The organism is Nocardiopsis mangrovi (assembly GCF_042653925.1).
Taxonomy (GTDB): domain Bacteria; phylum Actinomycetota; class Actinomycetes; order Streptosporangiales; family Streptosporangiaceae; genus Nocardiopsis_B; species Nocardiopsis_B mangrovi.
In genome coordinates this window covers 21,065-40,247 of sequence record NZ_JBHSFQ010000043.1, presented here as the reverse complement: position 1 = coordinate 40,247, position 19,183 = coordinate 21,065, and the positions used below count along the sequence as shown (strand labels likewise).

21 protein-coding genes are annotated in these 19,183 nt (G+C 73.2%); 7 read left to right on the top strand and 14 right to left on the bottom strand.

Going from position 1 to position 19,183, the window contains the following annotated elements; genetic code table 11:
- Positions 1 to 123: 123 nt before the first annotated feature.
- The 5 genes from ACFO4E_RS27860 to ACFO4E_RS27840 form a co-directional block, all read right to left on the bottom strand.
- Positions 124 to 915, bottom strand: coding sequence for an ABC transporter permease (locus ACFO4E_RS27860; RefSeq protein WP_378579913.1), 792 nt, complete (start codon positions 913 to 915; stop codon positions 124 to 126).
- On the bottom strand, positions 912 to 1,877 hold the full coding sequence (locus tag ACFO4E_RS27855; protein ID WP_378579911.1) for an ATP-binding cassette domain-containing protein: 966 nt from the start codon (positions 1,875 to 1,877) through the stop codon (positions 912 to 914). Before ACFO4E_RS27855 ends, ACFO4E_RS27860 begins: the two co-directional genes overlap by 4 nt.
- A 26-nt stretch (positions 1,878 to 1,903) precedes the next feature.
- Positions 1,904 to 2,698, bottom strand: a complete 795-nt coding sequence (locus tag ACFO4E_RS27850) for a DUF4097 family beta strand repeat-containing protein (RefSeq protein WP_378579909.1) — start codon at positions 2,696 to 2,698, stop codon at positions 1,904 to 1,906.
- A 105-nt stretch (positions 2,699 to 2,803) separates the two neighbouring features.
- A complete protein-coding gene (locus ACFO4E_RS27845) occupies positions 2,804 to 3,349 on the bottom strand; it encodes a histidine kinase (RefSeq protein ID WP_378579907.1) in 546 nt (181 codons plus the stop codon).
- A gap of 180 nt (positions 3,350 to 3,529) precedes the next feature.
- Positions 3,530 to 5,128 carry an MDR family MFS transporter gene (locus ACFO4E_RS27840; protein ID WP_378579905.1) on the bottom strand — a complete coding sequence of 533 codons (1,599 nt, stop codon included), beginning with the start codon at positions 5,126 to 5,128 and terminating at the stop codon, positions 3,530 to 3,532.
- Between the two features lie 366 nt (positions 5,129 to 5,494).
- Between ACFO4E_RS27840 and ACFO4E_RS27835 the strand changes: the two genes are divergently transcribed.
- The 3 genes from ACFO4E_RS27835 to ACFO4E_RS27825 all read left to right on the top strand — a co-directional run bounded on the left by ACFO4E_RS27835 (position 5,495) and on the right by ACFO4E_RS27825 (position 7,844).
- Positions 5,495 to 6,082: a TetR/AcrR family transcriptional regulator gene (locus tag ACFO4E_RS27835; RefSeq protein ID WP_378579903.1), complete on the top strand. Its 588-nt coding sequence runs from the start codon at positions 5,495 to 5,497 to the stop codon at positions 6,080 to 6,082.
- Positions 6,083 to 6,299: 217 nt separating this feature from the next.
- Positions 6,300 to 7,133 carry a C40 family peptidase gene (locus ACFO4E_RS27830; protein ID WP_378579900.1) on the top strand — a complete coding sequence of 278 codons (834 nt, stop codon included), beginning with the start codon at positions 6,300 to 6,302 and terminating at the stop codon, positions 7,131 to 7,133.
- A gap of 93 nt (positions 7,134 to 7,226) precedes the next feature.
- The gene (locus tag ACFO4E_RS27825) at positions 7,227 to 7,844 is read left to right on the top strand and encodes an acyl-homoserine-lactone synthase (RefSeq protein ID WP_378579898.1); all 618 of its coding nucleotides are present in this window, start codon (positions 7,227 to 7,229) and stop codon (positions 7,842 to 7,844) included.
- Between the two features lie 67 nt (positions 7,845 to 7,911).
- On the opposite strand, the gene ACFO4E_RS27820 is transcribed toward ACFO4E_RS27825, so the two are convergent.
- The 8 genes from ACFO4E_RS27820 to ACFO4E_RS27785 form a co-directional block, all read right to left on the bottom strand.
- Positions 7,912 to 9,348, bottom strand: coding sequence for an outer membrane protein assembly factor BamB family protein (locus ACFO4E_RS27820; RefSeq protein ID WP_378579896.1), 1,437 nt, complete (start codon positions 9,346 to 9,348; stop codon positions 7,912 to 7,914).
- Between the two features lie 134 nt (positions 9,349 to 9,482).
- The gene (locus tag ACFO4E_RS27815; protein WP_378579894.1) at positions 9,483 to 10,115 is read right to left on the bottom strand and encodes a YigZ family protein; all 633 of its coding nucleotides are present in this window, start codon (positions 10,113 to 10,115) and stop codon (positions 9,483 to 9,485) included.
- Between the two features lie 489 nt (positions 10,116 to 10,604).
- Entirely contained in the window at positions 10,605 to 10,874 is a 270-nt protein-coding gene (locus ACFO4E_RS27810; RefSeq protein WP_378579892.1) for an HPr family phosphocarrier protein, read from the bottom strand.
- Positions 10,875 to 10,948: 74 nt separating this feature from the next.
- Positions 10,949 to 11,896 (bottom strand): 1-phosphofructokinase, encoded by a 948-nt coding sequence (gene pfkB, locus ACFO4E_RS27805; protein WP_378579890.1) that lies wholly within the window; start codon positions 11,894 to 11,896, stop codon positions 10,949 to 10,951.
- Between the two features lie 37 nt (positions 11,897 to 11,933).
- On the bottom strand, positions 11,934 to 12,974 hold the full coding sequence (locus ACFO4E_RS27800; protein ID WP_378579888.1) for a zinc-dependent dehydrogenase: 1,041 nt from the start codon (positions 12,972 to 12,974) through the stop codon (positions 11,934 to 11,936).
- Positions 12,971 to 13,450 carry a PTS mannitol transporter subunit IIA gene (locus ACFO4E_RS27795; RefSeq protein WP_378579886.1) on the bottom strand — a complete coding sequence of 160 codons (480 nt, stop codon included), beginning with the start codon at positions 13,448 to 13,450 and terminating at the stop codon, positions 12,971 to 12,973. Before ACFO4E_RS27795 ends, ACFO4E_RS27800 begins: the two co-directional genes overlap by 4 nt.
- On the bottom strand, positions 13,440 to 14,927 hold the full coding sequence (locus tag ACFO4E_RS27790; protein WP_378579884.1) for a PTS mannitol transporter subunit IIBC: 1,488 nt from the start codon (positions 14,925 to 14,927) through the stop codon (positions 13,440 to 13,442). Before ACFO4E_RS27790 ends, ACFO4E_RS27795 begins: the two co-directional genes overlap by 11 nt.
- A 90-nt stretch (positions 14,928 to 15,017) precedes the next feature.
- The gene (locus ACFO4E_RS27785; protein ID WP_378579882.1) at positions 15,018 to 15,779 is read right to left on the bottom strand and encodes a DeoR/GlpR family DNA-binding transcription regulator; all 762 of its coding nucleotides are present in this window, start codon (positions 15,777 to 15,779) and stop codon (positions 15,018 to 15,020) included.
- Between the two features lie 171 nt (positions 15,780 to 15,950).
- Between ACFO4E_RS27785 and ACFO4E_RS27780 the strand changes: the two genes are divergently transcribed.
- The 4 genes from ACFO4E_RS27780 (at position 15,951) to ACFO4E_RS27765 (ending at position 18,416) form a co-directional block, all read left to right on the top strand.
- Positions 15,951 to 16,646 carry a helix-turn-helix transcriptional regulator gene (locus ACFO4E_RS27780; RefSeq protein WP_378579880.1) on the top strand — a complete coding sequence of 232 codons (696 nt, stop codon included), beginning with the start codon at positions 15,951 to 15,953 and terminating at the stop codon, positions 16,644 to 16,646.
- A gap of 33 nt (positions 16,647 to 16,679) precedes the next feature.
- Positions 16,680 to 17,171, top strand: a complete 492-nt coding sequence (locus tag ACFO4E_RS27775; RefSeq protein ID WP_378579878.1) for a DUF3291 domain-containing protein — start codon at positions 16,680 to 16,682, stop codon at positions 17,169 to 17,171.
- Positions 17,172 to 17,253: 82 nt separating this feature from the next.
- The gene (locus ACFO4E_RS27770; RefSeq protein ID WP_378579876.1) at positions 17,254 to 17,892 is read left to right on the top strand and encodes a superoxide dismutase family protein; all 639 of its coding nucleotides are present in this window, start codon (positions 17,254 to 17,256) and stop codon (positions 17,890 to 17,892) included.
- 206 nt (positions 17,893 to 18,098) lie between these two features.
- Positions 18,099 to 18,416 carry a phosphatase gene (locus ACFO4E_RS27765; RefSeq protein WP_378579874.1) on the top strand — a complete coding sequence of 106 codons (318 nt, stop codon included), beginning with the start codon at positions 18,099 to 18,101 and terminating at the stop codon, positions 18,414 to 18,416.
- Positions 18,417 to 18,575: 159 nt separating this feature from the next.
- On the opposite strand, the gene ACFO4E_RS27760 is transcribed toward ACFO4E_RS27765, so the two are convergent.
- Positions 18,576 to 19,052, bottom strand: coding sequence for an NUDIX domain-containing protein (locus tag ACFO4E_RS27760; RefSeq protein ID WP_378579872.1), 477 nt, complete (start codon positions 19,050 to 19,052; stop codon positions 18,576 to 18,578).
- Between the last annotated feature and the right edge of the window lie 131 nt (positions 19,053 to 19,183).

The window sequence follows — 19,183 nt, the reverse complement described above, 5'->3', positions numbered from 1 at the left end:
CTGACAAGGTCTTCTTGGTCGTTGACCCGTCTACCGGAGGCTTCACTCATCTGCGGGGTGACACGCCCGACTATGCCGTTGTGATGCCGTTCATCCCTACATGACCCGGTTTCCAGACACGCCCTAGGCCGCCGGGTCGCGGTTGTACAGCCGCTTGGCCCACAGGTAGGAGACGAGGGCGATACCCGCGCACCAGGCGACCGCGGCGGCCCCGCTGCCGCCGCCCCCGGCACCCGTCAGCAGCCCGCGCAGGGTGTCCATCATGGGCGTGAACGGCTGGTACTCGGCGAACCAGCGCAGGCCGGCCGGCAGCGTCTCGGTCGGTACGAAGCCGCTGCCCAGGAAGGGCAGGAAGAGCAGGGGCATGGGCAGGTTGCTCGCGGACTCGACGGTCTCGGCGAACAGGCCCAGGGCCACCGACAGCCAGGTGAGGGCGAACGAGACCATCACCAGCAGGCCGGCGGCCGCGAGCCACTCCGCGGGGCCCGCTGTGGGCCGGAACCCGATCAGCAGCGCCACCGCGGTGACCAGGCCCGCGCTCAGCATCGCCTGGACCAGGCTCCCGACGACGTGCCCGGTCAGGACCGACACCCGTGCGATGTCCATGGTGCGGAACCGGGCGACGATGCCCTCGGTCATGTCCATGGCCACCGAGATGGCCGTCCCCTGGGCCGCGCTCGCCACCGCGATCAGGATGATCCCGGGCGCGATGTAGTCGAGGTAGCCGGCGCGGCCCGCGGCGGCGCCGGCCGCACCGGGGCTCATGGCGCCCCCGAAGACGTACACGAACAGCAGGAGTAAGAGGACCGGCACCCCGGCCAGGAGCAGTGTCATGGACGGGTAGCGCAGCATGTGCCGCAACTGGCGGGCCACCATCGTGGCCGAGTCGCCGGCGGCGTGGGTGAGGGTGGTCATCGGTTCGCCTTCCGTGTGTCGCCGTCGGCGCTCCGGTGGCCCGTGAGCGCGAGAAAGACGTCGTCGAGGGCCGGGGTCTGCACCGACAGCTCCTCGGGGGTGATCGACGCGGTGTCGAGGCGGTCCAGGAGGTCGCGCAACGAGGCGACCCCTCCGCCGCCGGGCACCTTGAGCGCCAGCGCGTCGGTGTCGGCCTCGCCGCCCAGGGCCCGGGCCGCGGACTCCAGCGCCTCGGCCCCGGCGAAGCGCAGGCGGATGTGGCCGCCCGGGACGCGGCGCTTGAGTTCGGCGGCGGTGCCCTCGGCCACGATCGTGCCGTGGTCCAGGACCGCGATCCGGTCGGCGAGCCGGTCGGCCTCCTCCAGGTACTGCGTGGTGAGGAAGACGGTGACGCCGTCGGCGACGAGGTCGCGGATGATCTGCCACATGTCCCGGCGGCTGCGCGGGTCCAGGCCGGTGGTCGGCTCGTCGAGGAAGATCAGCCGCGGCTCGCCCACCAGGGTCATGGCCAGGTCGAGCCGGCGGCGCATCCCCCCGGAGTAGGCGGCGGCGGGCTTCTTCGCCGCGTCGACGAGGTCGAAGCGCTCCAGCAGCTCGGCCGTGCGGCGGTGGGAGCGGGCCCGTCCCAGGCGGTGCAGCCGCGCCATGAGCATCAGGTTCTCGCGCCCGCTGAGCAGGCCGTCCACCGCCGAGTACTGCCCGGTGACGCCGATCGCGGCGCGCACCGCGCCGGGATCCGTCGCGACGTCGTGCCCCATGACCCGGGCCCGGCCGCCGTCGGCGCTGATCAGCGTGGACAGGATCTTCACGATGGTGGTCTTGCCGGCCCCGTTGGGTCCCAGCAGGGAGAAGACGGTTCCCGCGGGGATCTCCAGGTCGACGCCGTCCAGCACGGCGTGGTCGCCGTAGGACTTGCGCAGCCCTGTGACCGTGACGGCCGCGCGGGGGGTGTGCCGTGTCATGTTCAGCCTCGTCTCTCTCGCTCGGTTCAGGACCGGTGGACGATGACGTCGCCGTGGACGCTGCGGGCGCGGACCTCGACGGTCTCCTCGGTGGGGGCGGGGTCGTCGGCGGCCTCCAGGGAGCTGCGCACGACGCCGTTCTTGGACACCGCGTCCAGCCAGGCGGCGGTGCCCTCGCGGACGCCGATCTCCAGTTCGCCGTAGGAGTTCTCCAGGTCGACGCTGCCGCGGGCCACCTCGCCCAGCCGGATGCTGCCGTGGGTGGTGCGCGCCGTGACGGAGGACAGGGTCCGGTCAGCGGTGATGTCGCCGTGTGCGGAGTTGGCCCGGAGCTCCCCTGTCACGGCCCCGAGGGTGATGGTGCCCGTGGTGGACTTGACCGCGGCCGCGCCGTCGATCTCCCCCGCCCGGACCCAGCCGTGCGCCGTGGTGAGCTCGGCGTTGCCGGTGATGCGGTCCACCGCGATGTTGCCGTTGGTGGAGGTGATCACGGACGCGCCCAGCGGCCCCTCGCAGCGGACGCCGGAGTAGTCGACCTCGGCGTGGAGGCGCGATCCCGCCGGCAGTTCGACGGTGACGTCGACCATGCCCTTGCGGAGCAGCCGGCCCAGGCCCGAGGTGTGGGGCTCCTTCACCTCCAGGCGGCCTCCGGCGTAGGCGACCTCCACCTGCTCGGCGGCGCGCACGTCGCTCTCCTTGGCGGCGTCGCGCGGGCGGACCTCGACGGTGGTCGCGGTGCGGTCGCCGGCGATGACCTGGAGGGTTCCGGCCAGCAGTTTGATGTCGGCGGTGATCGGCTCGGGGGTCTCGAATTCGGGCATGGCGGTCTCCTGACGTGGCGGTACTGATCGTCTCCGCTGGTCGGAGACGTGAAGGTGGAGGTGGTGGAGGGGTGGAGACGGAGGTGGTTCGGCGGCGGGGCCCGGTCAGCGGACCCAGCCGGTGTAGCCCCGGCCGACCTGGCGCGCCCGGGTGTCGGTCCGCCGCCTGCCGCTGTCGAGCGACGCGGCCACCGCGCGCACCAGCCAGGCGTTGACCGACAGCCCCTCGTTGCGGGCCGCCTCCTCGACGCGCGGCTTGAGGCGGTCGGGCATGCGGAGGGTGATCCGCGACGTGCCCCCGTCCTCGGATTCGGCCGGGTGCGCTCCCGCGGCGGCCCGGCCGGCCTCTCCGGCGTCGCCCTGGTGGGCCGACGGCATCGGGAGGGTGCCGTCGTCGGCGGCGTCGAACTCGGGTGACGTCACGATGAAGTCGGTCTGCCGTCCGCGCAGCCGAACCTCGACCGATCCGGGCGCGAGGTCCCGCGTGATCTCGTCCACGGCGGCGGACAGGGCGTCCAGCAGGGTCAATCGCGCGGCGGGCTCCAAGGCGGCGCTGAGGCGCTCGGCGATGACCCGGGTGTCCTCGTCCCCGGCTTCGGCGGCCACCAGGAGCTGGCGGCGGAGTTCGTCGACATACGGCATCAAATCCATGACGTCATCATGGCGTCATGAGTGATGTCATGTCAAGCGGTCGTTGTCGCGCCGAGCGGGACGGGGCCGTCCGGACGGCCCGGGCGCGCGAAGAGAAGGGCGCCGGGGCCGGTCGTCATCACCGGTCCTCGGCGCCCTTCGTCATGTCCGCGGGGCTCGGCGGACCCCCGTCGCGACGGTCTACCCCCTGGTGCGCAGCGGCGTGTGCTTGAGGAAGACCGTGAAGGCCAGGCCCAGCACGGCGATCGGGACGCCCATCAGGAACACGGTGTGCATCGAGTCGCTGAACGCCTGGAGCACCGCGTCCTGGACAGCAGGGGGCAGCGTCTGGATGGCCTCCGGCGACCCGAGGGCCGATTCCGAGAGGTCGACGGCCGGGGCGTCCCCGTCCGATGCGGCCTGGGCCTGCGCGGTGAGCGCGGCGAGCTCGCTGTGCAGGCGGGTCGTCATGACGGCGCCGAAGGCGGCGACCCCGATGGCGCCGCCGAGGTTGCGGAAGAACGACACCGCGGAGGTCGCCGCTGCGAGGTCGGCCCGCTCCAGGGCGTTCTGCGTGGCCAGGATGAGGATCTGCATCGACAGGCCCAGCCCCAGGCCGATCAGCGCGACGCCCGCGCCGACCAGCACCAGGCTGGAGCCGACGTCGAGCAGGGTGAGGGTGGCGAACCCCAGGCCCATCAGCACCATGCCGGCGACGGGGTAGCCCTTCCAGCGGCCGGTGCGGCTGGTCAGGAAGCCCGAGGAGATCGACGCCGCCAGCAGGCCGAGCACCATCGGCAGGGTCATCAGGCCGGACCCGGTGGGGGTCATCCCCTTGACGATCTGCAGGTACTGCGGGAAGTAGATCATCACCCCGAACATGCCCATGCCCACGGCGAGCGAGGCCAGCGAGGCCAGGACGAAGGTGCCGTTGCGGAACAGGTGGGGCGGCAGGATGGGGTCCTGGGCGCGGCGCTCGGTCAGGACCGCGGCCACGGTGAACGCGATGGTGCCCGCGGCGAGGGCGTAGGCCGGCGCGGAGTTCCAGGCGAACTCCTTTCCGGCGAGGCTGAGCAGCAGCATCAGCGCGCTGGCCGCCCCGACGATGAACGTGGCGCCCCACCAGTCGATCCGGGCGTCGCCGCGCGGGCGGACCGGCAGCCGCAGCAGCCGCTGGATGACGATGAACGCGACGACGGCGACCGGCACGGTGATGAAGAAGCACCAGCGCCAGCCCAGGGGGCTGTCGACGAGGAACCCGCCGAGCAGCGGCCCCGCGACGGTCGAGACGCCGAAGACCGCGCCCATGACGCCGGAGTAGCGCCCGCGTTCGCGCGGTTCGACGACGTCGCCGAGGATGATCTGCGGCAGCGCGGCGAGCCCGCCCGCCCCGATGCCCTGCACGAATCTGGCGGCGATCAGCCAGGAGATGTCCTGGGCGAACCCGGCCGCCACCGAGGACGCGATGAACACGACCAGGGCGATCTGGAAGAGGATCTTGCGGCCCCAGACGTCCGACAGCTTCCCCCACAGGGGTGTGGACGCGGTCATCGACAGCACGGTGGCGCCGGCCACCCAGGAGAGCTGGTCCTGCCCGCCCAGTTCGCCGACGATCGTCGGGAGAGCGGTCCCCACGATGGATGTGGTCAGCATCGATGTGAGCATGGCCAGCATCAGCCCGGCCAGGATCTCGGCCACCTGGCGCTTGGTGTACTGGGGCGCGCCGACGTCCGCGTCCGCGGGTAACGCTTCGTCCGTCCGCGCTCGCGCCACCTTCTGGTCCACTTCGCCGTCCCCCATGCGCATCGCCCATCCCGTGCCCGGAACCGCGCCACTCCCGGTCGCCGGGCGGGCCGCGGGGCGCGCGGTGGCGCCGGCTCGCCGCCTCGGGGCGCTCCCGTGTCTCCCGGTCGCACCCTGCTCCTCGGTCCAGCCGACGCCGCGCCCCTCCGGCTCGCCCGTCGCCGGGCGCGCGGCAGCGGCGTACCGGGACACGGCACGCCGAACCGCCCGCGCCACTGGGGGGAGGGGTTCTCGGGTCTCCCCTCCGGTATAAGTAAACACTGTTGACTTGTCAAGCCGGAATGCTAGTCTTCAGGGCCCGTGCAATTGCAAGTCGCGATCGCGGACGCCGTGAGCTGTAGGAACGGACGCCTTGGAGCCGTGATGGAGTCGCACGCCACTGGTGAGTGCGCCGGCCGGGTGCGCGATCGTGAGGCCACCCGGCAGCGCATCCTCGACAGCGCCCGCGAACTCTTCACCAACGAGGGCTACACCCAGGTCTCGTCCCGGCGCATCGCGGCCCACGCGGGAGTCAACGTCGCGCTGATCAACCGCTACTTCGGCGCCAAGCGCGGCCTTCTCGCCGAGGTCATCGCCGAGGACGCCGTGTTCCCCGGCATCTTCGAGGGGGATCCGGCGGCGCTGCCCCGCCGCCTGGCCGAGCACCTCGTGCGCCGCACCCACGGCGAGGGCACGCCCCTCCAGCGGGCGTTGGAGCACTCCGCCGCGGACCCGGATCTCCAGGCCGTCTTCCAGGAGCGGGTGACGACCGCCATCATCGAGCCGCTGGAGCGCGTCCTCGACGGCGGCGACGCGCGGGTGCGCGCGACATTGGCGGCATCGATGCTGCTCGGAATGGGGATGGTGAGACGTGTCGAAGGGGGGACCGCGATGGTCCGGCACGACCCCGACGACCTGGTGGAGCGGATCACCCGCATCCTCGCCTGCTGCCTGGAACCGGGCAGGGGATGACCGCGGCGGGGCGGCCGGGGCCCACGAGGTGGGCCGGCCGCCGGACCGGCGTGTGCCCGAATGCGATCCGCAGAAAATCACGCCAATACGCATCCGGAATCCGACACGCCGTTGTTGGCGCTTGTGCCGGAATATGAATCGGTCTGTGCTTCCCTGGTGAAATGTGTCCGCCGCACGGACGAGGTGCGGCAATAGAGGTGATTCACCGGGGGGACATATGAACGCGATCACAGCATTCACCCACGATCCGCCCGTGCGAAGACCGAGACCGGTCGTGCGCGCGGCGTTGACCGTCTCCGTGGTCGCGGCGATCGCCGCAATGGGGCTGGCCGCCCCCGGATCCGCAATGGCCGAAGACCGCCTCCAGCGGTCCGCTTCAGTGGCCGACGTCGCCGTCGAACACGCGAAGCGCCAGGTCGGGAAGGCGTACCGGTTCGGTGCCGCCGGCCCCGACGCATTCGACTGCTCCGGCCTCGTTCAATGGGCCTACGGGGAGGCGGGGAAGAAGCTCCCCCGCACCACCTATGACCAGTTCACCGAAGGGGAGTCCGTCTCCCGGGAGGAACTCCTCCCCGGCGACCTGGTCTTCTTCTATTCGGGGCCCGGACACGTCGGAATTTACATCGGTGACGACCGAATGGTGCACGCTCCGAGTACCGGAAAAAGCGTGCAAATCGTCGACATGGCCGCGTACTTTTTCGACCAAATGGTCGGTGCGCGGCGAATTGTCGAACCTTCGTCGCCCGGTCCGGGGGCCGGGGGCGCGCCGCCGGGGAAGGCGGATCACCCGAAGCCGCCGACGGAGGCCGACGTCCCGAAGCCGAGGGGTGCGTCCGACGACCCGAGGCCGCCGAGGGGGGCCGACGTCCCGAAGCCGAGGGGCGGGTCCGACAGCCCGAGGCCGCCGAGGGAGGTCGACGTCCCGAAACCGGCGGGCGCGTCCGACGTCCCGAAGCCGAGGGGTGCGGCGGGCTACCTGAGGCCGCCGAGGGAGGTCGACGTCCCGGAACCGCTTGGGCGGATCCGCTTCCCGGATCCGCTGGGGCCGTGACGGGAACACCCGCGATCGGTCGACCGATTTCGGCGCGCGTATCGGTACGGTGGGTCCGTTGCCATCCGTCACGCGGAAGGGAGCCGCCGTCCCATGGCCCGCCTCGTCATCGGCCGCGTCGGCGACCCCGGGCTCACGCCCGACCTGCTCGACGCCATGTTCCGGCTCAGGCACGACGTCTTCAAGACCCGGCTGCACTGGAACGTCTCCGCGGTGGGCGGCCGGGAGAAGGACCGGTTCGACGACCTCGACCCGGTCTACGCGATCTCCTGCACCGACGACGGCGCGCTCATGGGGTGCCTGCGGCTGCTGCCGACCACCGCGCCCTACATGCTCGCCGACGTCTTCCCGCAGGCGCTGCGCGGCGAGCCCGCGCCCCGGAGCCCGGCGGTCTGGGAGATGAGCCGCCTCGCCTCGGTGACCGCCGTCGCGCGCAGCGGACCGCAGGCCCAAGTGCCGCTCGGGCTGACCGCGTCGCTGCTGATCACCGGGTCGGCCGACTACGCGGTCCGGCACGGGGTGCGCGAGCTGTGCGCCTTCACCACGCCGGCCGTCGAACGGATCGGCCGCACCCTCGGCTTCCGCCCGGTGCGGTTCGGCGACGGAAGCACTCTACGGTGCGGCAGGGTGGAGTCGGTGGCCGTGCGCGTACCGATCGGCCACGACCAGCGCGCCCGGGACCCGCTGACGCTGCGGATCGGCGGGCGCTGACCCGGCGGACCGCCGCCGCGGTGCCCGGCGGCCCGCAGCGGCGGCAGAGGGCCGCGGTCCCCGGCCGTCACCCGGTGGGGCTCGCGGAACCCTCGGGGGCGGGGCCGCCGGCCGGCGGGAACACGAAGCGCTGGCGGTCGCGCACGACCAGGACGTGGCCGTCGTCGGTGACGGTCTCGACATAGGAGTCCGACTCGTCGGCCACGACGTCCTTGGTCTCGGCCTCCAGGACCACCTGCGACGAGTCCGTGTCGTCGGCGCTCCGGGAGTCGCCGTAGACGTAGCCGGCCAGGGCGAGCGAGGGGGTGATCGACCGTTCGTCGGCGTCCTCGAACTCCCAGCGCTCCTCGCCGGTGGCCAGGTCGACCGCGATCACCGTCGCGTCCCCGCTGGCCTGCGGCAGCAGCAGCGTCCCCGTCTCGGGGTCGTACACCGTGCCCGTGACCTGCGCCGGGGTGAACTCGCGGTCGACCGGGTTGGCGCCGGGTTCGGCCAGCGTCCACAGCGTCTCGCCGTCGCCGAGGTCGTGCAGGGACAGGAGCGAGGGGTCCTCGGGCAGGCTCCAGCGCAGGAGCACGGTGTCGCGTGCCTCGGGCGCGTCGGTGCCGGGCCGCGCGCTCGCGGCGGGGTCGCCCGGCGACTCCTCGGGGGTGGCGGCCGTGCCGTCGCCGGCGTCCGCGCCGGGCAGGCCGTAGTACCCGACGACCTGCGGCCGCGGGAGGGGGACCCCGGTCTCCCCGGCGAGCGAGGGGTCGTCACCGGACATGCTCCACAGCAGGTCACCGGTGTCGTCGCCGATGTCGCGGGCCTGGAGCAGGCCGGTCGGGCCGGTCATGAGCAGCGTGTCGCCGTGCACGCCCACCGGGACGCCCAGGCGGTCGGGGTCGGGATCGGGGGCGTCGTCGCCGTCGCCGTCGGGACCGGCCTCGGGCCGCGTGAACGCGAAGTCCCAGATCTCCCGGCCATCGGTGCCCAGCACGGTGAAGTCGCCGTAGGGGTCGCCGGCGGTCCACCCCTCGGGCCGGCGCACCACGACGCCGCCGACGTAGGCGTCCCGCCCGCCGCCCGACCAGACGGTCTCGCCGTCGTCGTCGATCACGGTGGAGCCGCCGTCGTCCCCGGTGAGGATGAGCACGTCGGAACCGTCGCGTGCGGTCCCGAACCGGTCGACCCGCTGACCGCCCTCCCACAGGGTGCCGCCGTCGGCGGCGTCCTGGAGCACGTGCCGCTCCTCGCTGTTGGAGCTGATCAGGAAGGCGTCGCCGACCGCCTCGATCCGCACCCCCATGGAGTCGTCGAGGATGTCCGGGCCGTCGGATCCCGGGCCGTGCAGGAAGCGCGACGGCTCGCCGGCCACCCCCGGCGGCGGATCGCCGCCGAAGACGGTCGGCAGCGGGCGCGGCGATTCCGGCTCCCCGGGCGGCTCCGCGGGCTCGCCCGTGCAGGCGGCGCCGGCGAGGAGCACCGCCACAGCGGCGGCCGGTACCCGCGGCCGGATGCGCATGCCCGCTCACCCCCTGGGGACGACGACGTGTACCGGAATCCTAGAACGGCACCCCGCCCGAGCACACGCCCGTCGCGGCACTCGACGCGCTTTGTCCGCCCGGAGCGGCGGATTCGGGGCGGGTCCGTTGCGGGTCAGCCGGGCGGGCCCGCCGGGAACTCGACGGTCGTCTCCCCCCGCGGGGTGCACGCGGCCCGGCCGCCGGTGGCCTCGGCCAGCCACGCGCGGAACGCGGCGGGGTCGTCCTCCGCCAGGGCGACGTCGAAGCGGACGTCCGCACCGTAGTGGACATCGCGCACGTGGTGCGCCGACGCGCGGAGTTCGCTCTCCAGCCGCCCGGCCAGCAGGTAGTCGGCGGCCACCTCGACGACCGGCAGCGTCCGCCGCTCCAGCACGCCGACCGCGTCGAGCGCGGCCGACACCGCGCCGCCATAGGCCCGGATCAGGCCGCCGGCGCCCAGCTTGACCCCGCCGAAGTAGCGGGTGACCACGGCCGCGGTATCGGTGAGGCCGCGGTGCCGCAGCACCTCCAGCATGGGCAGGCCGGCGGTGCCCGACGGCTCGCCGTCGTCGCTGGACCGCTGTACGCCGGCATCGGGCCCCAGCACGTAGGCGGTGCAGTTGTGGGTGGCGGCCCAGTGCAGCCGGCGCCGTTCGGCGATGAAGGCGCGCGCCGCGTCCTCGCCGTCGACGCGCGCCAAGGCGCAGATGAAGCGGGACCTGCGGATCTCGGTCTCGTGCTCGCCGCCGTGCCTGATCGTCCTCATCCGCCGAATCCCTCGCGTGGATCCCCCGGTCGGCACCGGGGGAGGACTCCATCCTCGATCACGTGCGGCGATGCGTCGACCGGGGCGGCCGGGAAGCGCCGCCGGCCGCGGACGCGGCGGCGCCCCGGCCCCGCGATGGCGCGGGACCGGGGCGCGGGCGGGGAGGAGTCCCCTGCCTCCCCGCCGGTGTGGCCGGACCTCCGAGCCGGTGCCCCGCCGCGGGCCGAGGGAAGCCGCGGGTCGACGGGCACGGGGACGGTCCGGCCGGGGGCCCTGCGCGGTGGACGGTTCCACGCGGGCGGTCCGCCCGGAGGCCGCGGCGGACGGGGTGTGGGGACCCCGCCGCCGGACTTCGGGCGGGTGGCGGACGGTGCGCCGGGCCGGACCGCGCGACGGGTCCGGCGGCCGAGGCACCGCTGCCGGTGGAGGTCCGGCCCGCCGCCGCACCGGGGCGGGTGGCGGCGGGCCGGGGCCTGTGCGGACCTCGCGTCATTCGGCGTCGAGGTCCCTCTCCAGCAGGGCGGCGAGTTCGCCGAGCCGGGCGTCGGCGTCGTCGCCGTCGGCGGACAGGACCACGGTCTCGCCGCCCTTCGCGCCCAGGCTCATGACGGTCAGCACGCTGCGCGCGTCGACCGCCGAGCCGCCCTCCTTGGCGATGGTGACCGGCAGGCCGGTGCCGACGACCGCCTGGACGAACAGGGTGGCGGGCCGGGCGTGCAGCCCGACGGATGAGCCGATGACAGCGGTGCGTTCGGGCATGGGGGTTCTCCTTCGGTCGTGGAGCCGCTGCGGCGGCGCTGCGGGGGATCGCGGTGGGAACAGGGGAGGGGCGGTCACAGCTCCTTGATGATCAGGTCGCGCCCGGGGCCGGTCACGGCGTCCACGGCGTCGCCGTCGATGTCGCCGGGACCGGGAACGGTCGTGCCGGGCAGCCCGACCGCGGCCGCCCCCCATGCGACGGCCCGCCGCAGCCTCTCCTCGGGCGGCCCGTCGGTGTGCAGGTAGCCGGCCAGGGCGCAGTCGCCGGCGCCGACGGTGCTGCGCGGGACGACCGCCGCACCGCCCGCCCACCAGGTCCCGTCCCCGGTCACCAGCAGGGCGCCGTGGGAGCCAAGGGTCGCGAGGACCGCCTGGTTGCCCCACGCCAGCACCTCGCGGGCGGCGTCGGTGACGTCGCCGATGGTCGACAGCTCCCGCCCCAGCAGCTCGGCCAGCTCCTCGTGGTTGGGCTTGAGCAGCGCGGTGCCGCCCTGCCGGGCCGCCGCCTCCAGCGGGACGCCGGAGGTGTCGATCGCGACCGGGACGCCGTGCCGCGCCGCGAGCCGGACCAGCCGCGGATAGAAGTCGGCGGCGACCCCGGTGGGCAGGCTGCCGGCCCCGACCAGCCACCGGGGACCGCGCTCCAGTTCGGCGTCGACCGCTCCGAGCAGGGTGTCGGTCTCGGCGTCGGTGAGGGCCGGACCCGGCAGGTTCAGCTTGGTGGTGACCCCGTCGGACTCCGCGATGGTGATGTTGCTGCGGGTCGCGGCGGCGATGGGGACGGTGACGGCCGATACGCCCTGGTCCGCGAGCAGCGCAGAGAGCCGGCCGCCGCCGGCCCCGCCCACCGGCAGGACCGCCGTCGTGTCCTCGCCGTGGCGGCGCAGGACCCGCGAGACGTTGACCCCCTTGCCTCCGGGTTGTGTCCGTGCCCCCTCGACCCGGACCACACCGCCGCGGAGCAGCGCTCCGACCTCCAGGGTGCGGTCCACGCTGGGATTGGGGGTGACGGTGAGGATCATGTGGCCCCGACCGTGTGCGTGGTGGTGAGCTGGCGCGTCATGGCTCGATCGTCACCTTGATCGCCTCGCCGGCGATGACGGTCTCGATGGCGGCGAGCACGTCGTCGAGCGATTTGCGGTGGGTGATGAGGTCGGCCACGGGGACCGCGCCCGAGGCGATCAGCTCCAGCGCGCGCCGGTTGTGGTCGGGGCTGGACCCGTTGGCGCCCACGATGGTCAGCTCCCGGTAGTGCACCAGGTTGGAGTCGCAGGAGATGATCGGGTTGTCCTTGGGCAGCCCGCCGAAGAAGCTGATCCGGCCGCGGCGCGCGACCATCTGGATGGCGTCCTCCTGGGCCTTGCCGGAGGCCGCGGCGGTGATGACGACGTCGGCGCCCCGGCCGTCGGTGAGCTTGCGGATCTCGTCGACCGCGTCGGTCTCGGCCCCGCAGATCGCGGCATCGGGGGAGACGGCCGCGGCGGCGGCGTCGAGCCGCCCGCGGTTCAGCTCGACCAGGAAGACCCGCTCGGCCCCGCGCGCCCGCGCCATCCGCACGTGCAGGCAGCCGATGGGGCCGGCTCCGATGACCACGACCGTGTCGCCCGCGCCGACCCGGGCGAGCTCCTGGCCGTTGAGGACGCAGGCCAGGGGTTCGGCGACCGACGCCTCGGCGAAGCCGACCCCCTCGGGGATGCGGTTCACACCGTCGACGGCCAGCACCTTGGCGGGGACGATGAGGTACTCGGCGAACCCGCCGTCGTACTGGTAGCCCATCGACTCCTGGTTGGGGCAGATGGTCCGCCAGCCCCGCTCGCAGTCGGGGCACTGCCCGCACGGGATCGCCGCGATCACCTGGACGCGGTCGCCGGGCGACCAGTCGCCGGCGCCGTCGCCGACGGCGACCACCTCGCCCGCGATCTCGTGGCCGATCACGCGGGGCGGTGCGATGTGGTGGTGCCCGTGGCGGTAGATCTTGGCATCGGTGCCGCAGGTGGAGCAGTTGCGCACGCGCAGCTTCAACTCGCCGGGGCCCGCCTGCGGTTCCTCCGCCTCTTCGATCCGGATGTCTCCGGGGGCGTAGAAACGGGCGACCTTCATCTGGGCTCCTTAACGGGGTCGTCGGTGGTCTGGTCGTTGCCGGACGGGTCGAGCAGGGAGATCACGGTGTCGACGTCGGTGGCGGCACGCAGCGCCTGCGCCTGCTCGGGGATGGACAAAGTGGTGGCGAGGGCGGACAGCACGGACATGTGCTCGCCGCCGTCGGCGGCGATCCCGATGGCGACACGGACGTCGTTGCCGTCCCAGTCCACCCCGCCGGGGAACTGGATCACCGCGAGGGCGGTGCGGCGCACCAGCGCACGCGCGGCGTCGGTGCCGTGCGGGATGGCGACGCCCTCACCGATGTAGGTGGGGACCGACTTCTCCCGCTCGTGCATGGCCGGGAGGTACCCCGGCTCGACCGCGCCCAGCTCCAGGAGCAGGCGCCCGCACTGGTCGATCGCGTCGGCCTTGGACTCGGCCGTGCACCCCAGCCGCACGGCCTCGGGGGTGATGCGCAACGCGTCAGCCGTCAATGGTCTGTCCTTCCTTGATGGCCTTTTCCAGGCGGTCGAAAACGGGGTCTCCCAGGTACGCCTGGAACGTGAGGACGACCTTGCCGGGCGCGTTGCGCCGGGCGCGTTCGGCCAGGTTGGCGTGGACCAGGACCACGTCGGCGTCATCGGGGATCCGGTCCACCGACGTGTGCGACACGCCCACGGAGTAGGCGGCCAGCTTCTTGGTGAGCGTCGAGGTCAGCAGCGCGCTGCTGCCCATGCCGGCGTCGCAGGCGACGACGACCTTGCCGACCTGCGCTCCGTTGATCGTGTTCGCGCCTTCGGCCGCGGTGTCGGTGTCGGTGGCGTCAGCGGCGGCGCCGGCCGACTCGCCGTCGCCCGCGGTGGCGGGGCCCTGCTCAGCGGTGTCGGCGTCGTCCTCGGCCTTCTTGCCGCGGCCGAAGCCGAGCAGCGCGGAGGCGATGAGGAAGGACACGATGGTCGCCGCGGCGACCCCGGCCAGGACTCCGACATGGCCGCCGCGCGGCGTGACGGCCATGACGGCGATGATGCTGCCCGGGGAGGGGGAGGCGACCAGGCCGGCGCCGGTCAGCAGGAAGACCAGGATCCCGCTCGCGCCGCCGCCGATCGCCGCGAGGATCAGCCGGGGCTGGGCGAGGATGTAGGGGAAGTAGATCTCGTGGATGCCGCCGAAGAACTGGATGATGGCGGCACCGGGCGCGGTCGCCCGGGTGGCGCGCGATCCGAAGAACATGCAGGCGAGCAGGATGCCCAGCCCGGGTCCGGGGTTGGGCTCGATGAGGAACTGGATGGCCTGGCCGGCCTCGGTGGACTCGGCGATCGCCAGCGGGCCGAGCACGCCGTGGTTGATGGCGTTGTTGAGGAACAGCACCTTGGCGGGCTCGACGAGGATCGACACGAGCGGCAGCAGGCGCGCGTCCATCAGCGCCTGCACGCCCTGGCCGAGGACTCCGGTGATGGACTCCACCACCGGGCCGACCGACACCAGGCCGATCAGGGCCATGATGCCGCCCAGGATGCCGGCGCTGAAGTTGTCGACCAGCATCTCGAAGCCCGACCGCACGTGCGGTCGCACGGTCCGGTCGAAGAGCTTCATGAGGTAGGCGGTCAGCGGCCCGATGACCATGGCGCCGAGGAACATCGGGGTGTCGGTGCCGACCACGACGCCCACGGTGGCGACCGCGCCGACCACCGCGCCGCGCTGGCCGTGCACCAGGCGCCCGCCCGTGTAGCCGATGAGGATCGGCAGCAGGTACCCGATCATCGGGTCGACGAGCTGGGCCAGCGTCTCGTTGGGCCACCAGCCGGTCGGGATGAACAGGGCGGTGATCAGGCCCCAGGCGATGAAGGCGCCGATGTTGGGCATGACCATGCCGGACAGGTGCCCGCCGAAGCGCTGGACACTGGAGCGCACGCGCTCCATGGCCGGGCGCTGTCGTTGGGGCGGTGGTGCGGGTTTCTCCTGGACCGACATGGGGCCTCCGGCGGTTCGGGCATCACCGGACGGCACCCTTGGCGGGAGCGCCGGTGAAACGGGGGGTGGAAGGGGTGATGGGGAAGCGGGTCAGGCGAGGACCACGCGGGGGCCCAAGGCGCGGATCTCCTCCGCGAGCCCTTCGGCGATCCCGGTGTCCGTGATCAGGCAGTCGAAGTCGTCGAGCCCGGCGAACCGGGTGAAGTGGTCGTTGCCCACCTTGGTGTGGTCGGCGAGCAGGACGAGGCGGCGCGCGGCGCGCACCATGGCGCGCTTGACCATCGCCTCGGCCATATCGGAGGTGGTCAGGCCGCGTTCGGCGGAGACCCCGTTGGTGGCCATGAAGGCGACGTCGACGTAGGTGTCCTCCAGGACGCGCAGGGCCCAGTCGTCGACGGTGGCCTGGGTCCGGGGGCGCAGCCGCCCGCCCAGGACGAGGAGGTTGATGTTGGTGCGCGGGGTCAGCACCGACACGATCGACAGCGAGTTCGTGACCACGGTCAGCTCGCGGTCGGCGGGCAGCTGGGCGGCCATGCGCCCGGTGGTGGAGCCGGCGTCGAGCAGGATGGCGCCGTCCTCGGGCAGCTCGGCCAGGGCCGCCTTGGCGATGCGTTCCTTCTCGGCGGTCATCACGGTGTCGCGGAGTGTCAGAGCGGGCTCGAAGCCCAGGCGCTCGACCGGGATGGCCCCGCCGTGCACCCGTCGCAGCACCCCGCGCCGCTCCAGGGCCGTGAGGTCGCGGCGCACGGTCTCGTAGGTCACTTCGAACTCCGCGGCCAGCGCGGCGACGTCGACGCGGCCCTCGGCCCGCGCGCGTCGCAGCACCGCCTGCTGGCGCTCTTCGGCGTACATGTCCCATCACCTGCGTTTCACCGTGGTCGTGACAGATGCTAGGAGCTATGAGCTGAGCCACACAAGACTTCATGTGGTTTTTTTTGGTTTTGCTTGGCTTTGGTAGGTGTTTGCCGGTCGGGCACCGGACGCGGCCGCCCGCGCACCGGGCGGCGACCGCACAATGGAACCATGAGCGAACCCGGGACGGACGCCGACGACTCCCTGGCGGCGATGGGCGTGCTGGCCGAGCCGCTGCGCCGCCGCCTCTACCGCCACGTGGTCGGCCAAGGGGGCGATGTCACCCGTGCCGCCGCGGCCGACGCCGTGGGGGCCCAGCGCACCCTCGTCGCCTTCCACCTGGACAAGCTGGTCGAAGCCGGGCTGCTGGAGGTCGCGCGCGCCAAGGTCTCCGGGCGCGACGGGCCCGGCTCGGGGCGGCCCGCCAAGCTCTACCGCAGGGCCGGCCGGGAGCACAGTGTGCAGCTTCCGCCGCGCGACTACGCGACGGCGGCGCGCGTGCTGGCCGAGGCGGTGCTGCGCGACGGCGCCGAAGGCGCGCTGCACGCGGCGGCCCGCGAGGAAGGGGTCCGCCAAGGGGCGGCGCTCGCCCCCGAGGAGCGGCCGGCCGCGGTCGGCGGCCTGGCCCGGTACCTGGAGCGCCACGGCTACGAGCCGGCGCCCGATCCCGCCGACCCCTCGGTCCTGCGGCTGCGCAACTGCCCGTTCCACGCGCTGGCGCGCGAGTATCCGCCGCTGGCCTGCGGGATGAACCTGGAGCTGCTGCGCGGCGTGCTGGAGGGGGCCGGGGCGGGCGGATTCACGGCGCGGATGGACCCGGGGAAAGAGGGGTGCTGCGTCGCGATCTCCAAAAACAATCAAAATTGACATAGAAGCTCCGCGCGTGGTCTGCTGGCCGCCATGAGCCCCTCCTACCACCTCGCCCAGGTCAACATCGGCACGTTCATCCACCCCCTGGACGACCCCAGGACGGCCGGGTTCGCCGACATGCTGGCCCCCGTCAACGCCCTCGCCGAGGCGAGCCCCGGCTTCGTGTGGCGCCTCGTCGGCGACGGCGGAACCGACGCCACGAGCCTGCGTCCCTACGGCGACGGCGCCCCCGACACCCTGATCAACCTCTCGGTGTGGGAGTCCATGGAGTCGCTGTGGGAGTTCACCTACCGCACCGAGCACATCGACCTGCTGCGCCGCCGCCGCGAATGGTTCGTCCACATGAAGGAGGTGCACGCGGCCCTGTGGTGGGTCCCCGCCGGGCACCTCCCCACGGTCGGCGAGGCCGTGGAGCGCCTGGCGCTGCTGCGCGGCGGCGGCCCCACCGCGGAGGCGTTCACGTTCAGGGACGCGTTCCCGCCTCCGGAGGGCGTCGCGGTTTCCGGTTCCGAATCCGCGTGACACAGCGGTTCTCCCGTAATCGAACGGTCGCTTTGTGTAGCGTTCTCGGTGGATGCGCGCCCAACGACACCGGGAGAACGACGTGCCCCTGACCCGAACCTTCTTCGGCCTGGCCCTGTCCGTGCTGCTCCTCGCGGGATGCAATAACAGCGGCGGAGGCGGCGGATACGACGAGGGCAACGACGACGCCGCAGAGGGAGCCGAAGCGGACGGCACGACCGGTGCGGCCGGCGCGTCCCGCGACGTGCTGGCCCGGGTGTCGGCCGCATTCGAGTCGGCCGACTCCGGCGGCGACGCGCTCACCTACGCCGACGCCGTGCCCGAAGGCGCCACCATCGATGTCCGCGTCACCGCCGATGACGACGGCGGAACCGACTTCACCGTCCGCGTGGCCGGCCTCGAACCCGACCGCGACTACGGCTCCCACGTGCACACGCAGCCGTGCGGCCCCGATCCCGCCGACTCCGGCCCCCACTACCAGGACCGCGCGGACCCCGTGCAGCCCTCGACCGACCCGCGGTTCGCCAACCCCGAGAACGAGGTCTGGCTCGACTTCACCACCGACTCCGCGGGCTCGGCCAGGAGCGGGGCGGAGGTCGACTGGCGGCCGCGCGAGGGCGAGGCCAACTCCGTGGTCATCCACGAGCACCACACCCACACCGGCCCCGACGACTCCGGAACCGCCGGAGCCCGCCTGGCCTGCGTCAACGTCCCGCTGTAGCGCACGCGCACAGCGACACCCCGCCGGGCGGCCACAAGGCCGCCCGGCACTTCGGCGTTCCTGTCCGGCGGCGGCCCGAGCGGCGCGGGGCGTGCGGCGGATCTCGCGACACACCCTTTGAGCTGTGGTGTTTCACGATCCGTTGTAGCTAAATGACAGGAAGTTCAAGATCATTCCGATCTCGACGAGGAGAGGAACCGAGCGCCGTGCCGATCCGTCCCGCGAACCTCGCCACCATGTCCGCCACCATCGCCGGCGCGCTGGCCGGCATGTCCGCCGGACGGGACCGGACCCGGCCGATCACGGTCACGTTCGAGAGCGGTCACCGCCAGGTGGTCGAGGGCGGCGGGTGCCGCGTGCTCGACTCCGACCAGGGCGGGGTCGTCGCCATCGACACCGAGTCCCCCACCAAGTTCGCGCTCTACGCCGGCAACTCCTGCCAGGGCGCCCGGGCCGTCGCCTCCGGCAGCGGATCGGTCACCTTCGGCGACCCCCTGCTCGCCGGCGCCATCGTCCTCGGCTGAGCGTCCGTGCCGGGTGGGCGCCCGGCCGCCCGGCCGCGTGCCGGCGGTCCGCCGCCTCGGCTTCCGTGGCGGGCGGGACCGGTCGCGGTGCGCGATCGCCCGGGTGGGCGGGCGCGCTCTCCGAGCGGGCCCGACGGGTCCGTCGCCGCGCGGTGGCGTTCAATCGCCGCGCAGCAGTTCGGCCAGTGGCGCGCGGACATCAGCGGGGCGCAGACCCAGGGCGTCGAAGTCGTCGGCCGTCGCCCACAGGAGTTCGAGGCCGTTGTCGGGGCCGTGCGCGCGGGCCTCCGATCCGGACAGGGCGGGGCTGCCCGCGACGTCGGCCATGAGGAAGTAGGAGGCCGGCCGGCGGTTGTGCAGGCCGGTCCACAGCAGCCGGTCGATCCGTGCGCGCAGGGTCGTCTCTTCGGCGAGCTCGCGCAGCGCCGCCGCCTCGGCGGTTTCGCCGTCCTCGACATGCCCGCCGGGCAGAATCGCGTAGCGGTGCCCGGGGCATCGGGGGCCCGCCACACCGTCGGCCCGGCACAGTGCGCAGGCATCCGATGACGTGTCCCGCCGGAAGCGCTTGATGACCAGCACGCGTCCTCCATCGACGACCACGGCGACGGCTCTGGGGATCGGCATGTCCATCAGCATGTGACTCCTTCCGCCCGCGCGCCAGGTCCGGTATCGGCCACGGGGCCCGGAGCACCCGGCGCGCGTTCCCTCCCGGCCCCGGACGGGCCGCACTCGAAGGGGGCGGGTTCCCCGGCGCCACCCCCGCGAGC

Bases quoted from the DNA above. Each gene is read 5' to 3' on its own strand.
- ACFO4E_RS27760 (WP_378579872.1), bottom strand. From the start codon at position 19,052: ATGCTGATGGACATGCCGATCCCCAGAGCCGTCGCCGTGGTCGTCGAT.
- ACFO4E_RS27840 (WP_378579905.1), bottom strand. From the start codon at position 5,128: ATGGGGGACGGCGAAGTGGACCAGAAGGTGGCGCGAGCGCGGACGGAC.
- ACFO4E_RS27785 (WP_378579882.1), bottom strand. From the start codon at position 15,779: ATGTACGCCGAAGAGCGCCAGCAGGCGGTGCTGCGACGCGCGCGGGCC.
- pfkB (WP_378579890.1), bottom strand. From the start codon at position 11,896: ATGATCCTCACCGTCACCCCCAATCCCAGCGTGGACCGCACCCTGGAG.
- ACFO4E_RS27835 (WP_378579903.1), top strand. From the start codon at position 5,495: ATGGAGTCGCACGCCACTGGTGAGTGCGCCGGCCGGGTGCGCGATCGT.
- ACFO4E_RS27855 (WP_378579911.1), bottom strand. From the start codon at position 1,877: ATGACACGGCACACCCCCCGCGCGGCCGTCACGGTCACAGGGCTGCGC.
- ACFO4E_RS27845 (WP_378579907.1), bottom strand. From the start codon at position 3,349: ATGGATTTGATGCCGTATGTCGACGAACTCCGCCGCCAGCTCCTGGTG.
- ACFO4E_RS27810 (WP_378579892.1), bottom strand. From the start codon at position 10,874: ATGCCCGAACGCACCGCTGTCATCGGCTCATCCGTCGGGCTGCACGCC.
- ACFO4E_RS27800 (WP_378579888.1), bottom strand. From the start codon at position 12,974: ATGAAGGTCGCCCGTTTCTACGCCCCCGGAGACATCCGGATCGAAGAG.
- ACFO4E_RS27780 (WP_378579880.1), top strand. From the start codon at position 15,951: ATGAGCGAACCCGGGACGGACGCCGACGACTCCCTGGCGGCGATGGGC.
- ACFO4E_RS27815 (WP_378579894.1), bottom strand. From the start codon at position 10,115: ATGAGGACGATCAGGCACGGCGGCGAGCACGAGACCGAGATCCGCAGG.
- ACFO4E_RS27825 (WP_378579898.1), top strand. From the start codon at position 7,227: ATGGCCCGCCTCGTCATCGGCCGCGTCGGCGACCCCGGGCTCACGCCC.
- ACFO4E_RS27775 (WP_378579878.1), top strand. From the start codon at position 16,680: ATGAGCCCCTCCTACCACCTCGCCCAGGTCAACATCGGCACGTTCATC.
- ACFO4E_RS27860 (WP_378579913.1), bottom strand. From the start codon at position 915: ATGACCACCCTCACCCACGCCGCCGGCGACTCGGCCACGATGGTGGCC.
- ACFO4E_RS27850 (WP_378579909.1), bottom strand. From the start codon at position 2,698: ATGCCCGAATTCGAGACCCCCGAGCCGATCACCGCCGACATCAAACTG.
- ACFO4E_RS27830 (WP_378579900.1), top strand. From the start codon at position 6,300: ATGAACGCGATCACAGCATTCACCCACGATCCGCCCGTGCGAAGACCG.
- ACFO4E_RS27790 (WP_378579884.1), bottom strand. From the start codon at position 14,927: ATGTCGGTCCAGGAGAAACCCGCACCACCGCCCCAACGACAGCGCCCG.
- ACFO4E_RS27820 (WP_378579896.1), bottom strand. From the start codon at position 9,348: ATGCGCATCCGGCCGCGGGTACCGGCCGCCGCTGTGGCGGTGCTCCTC.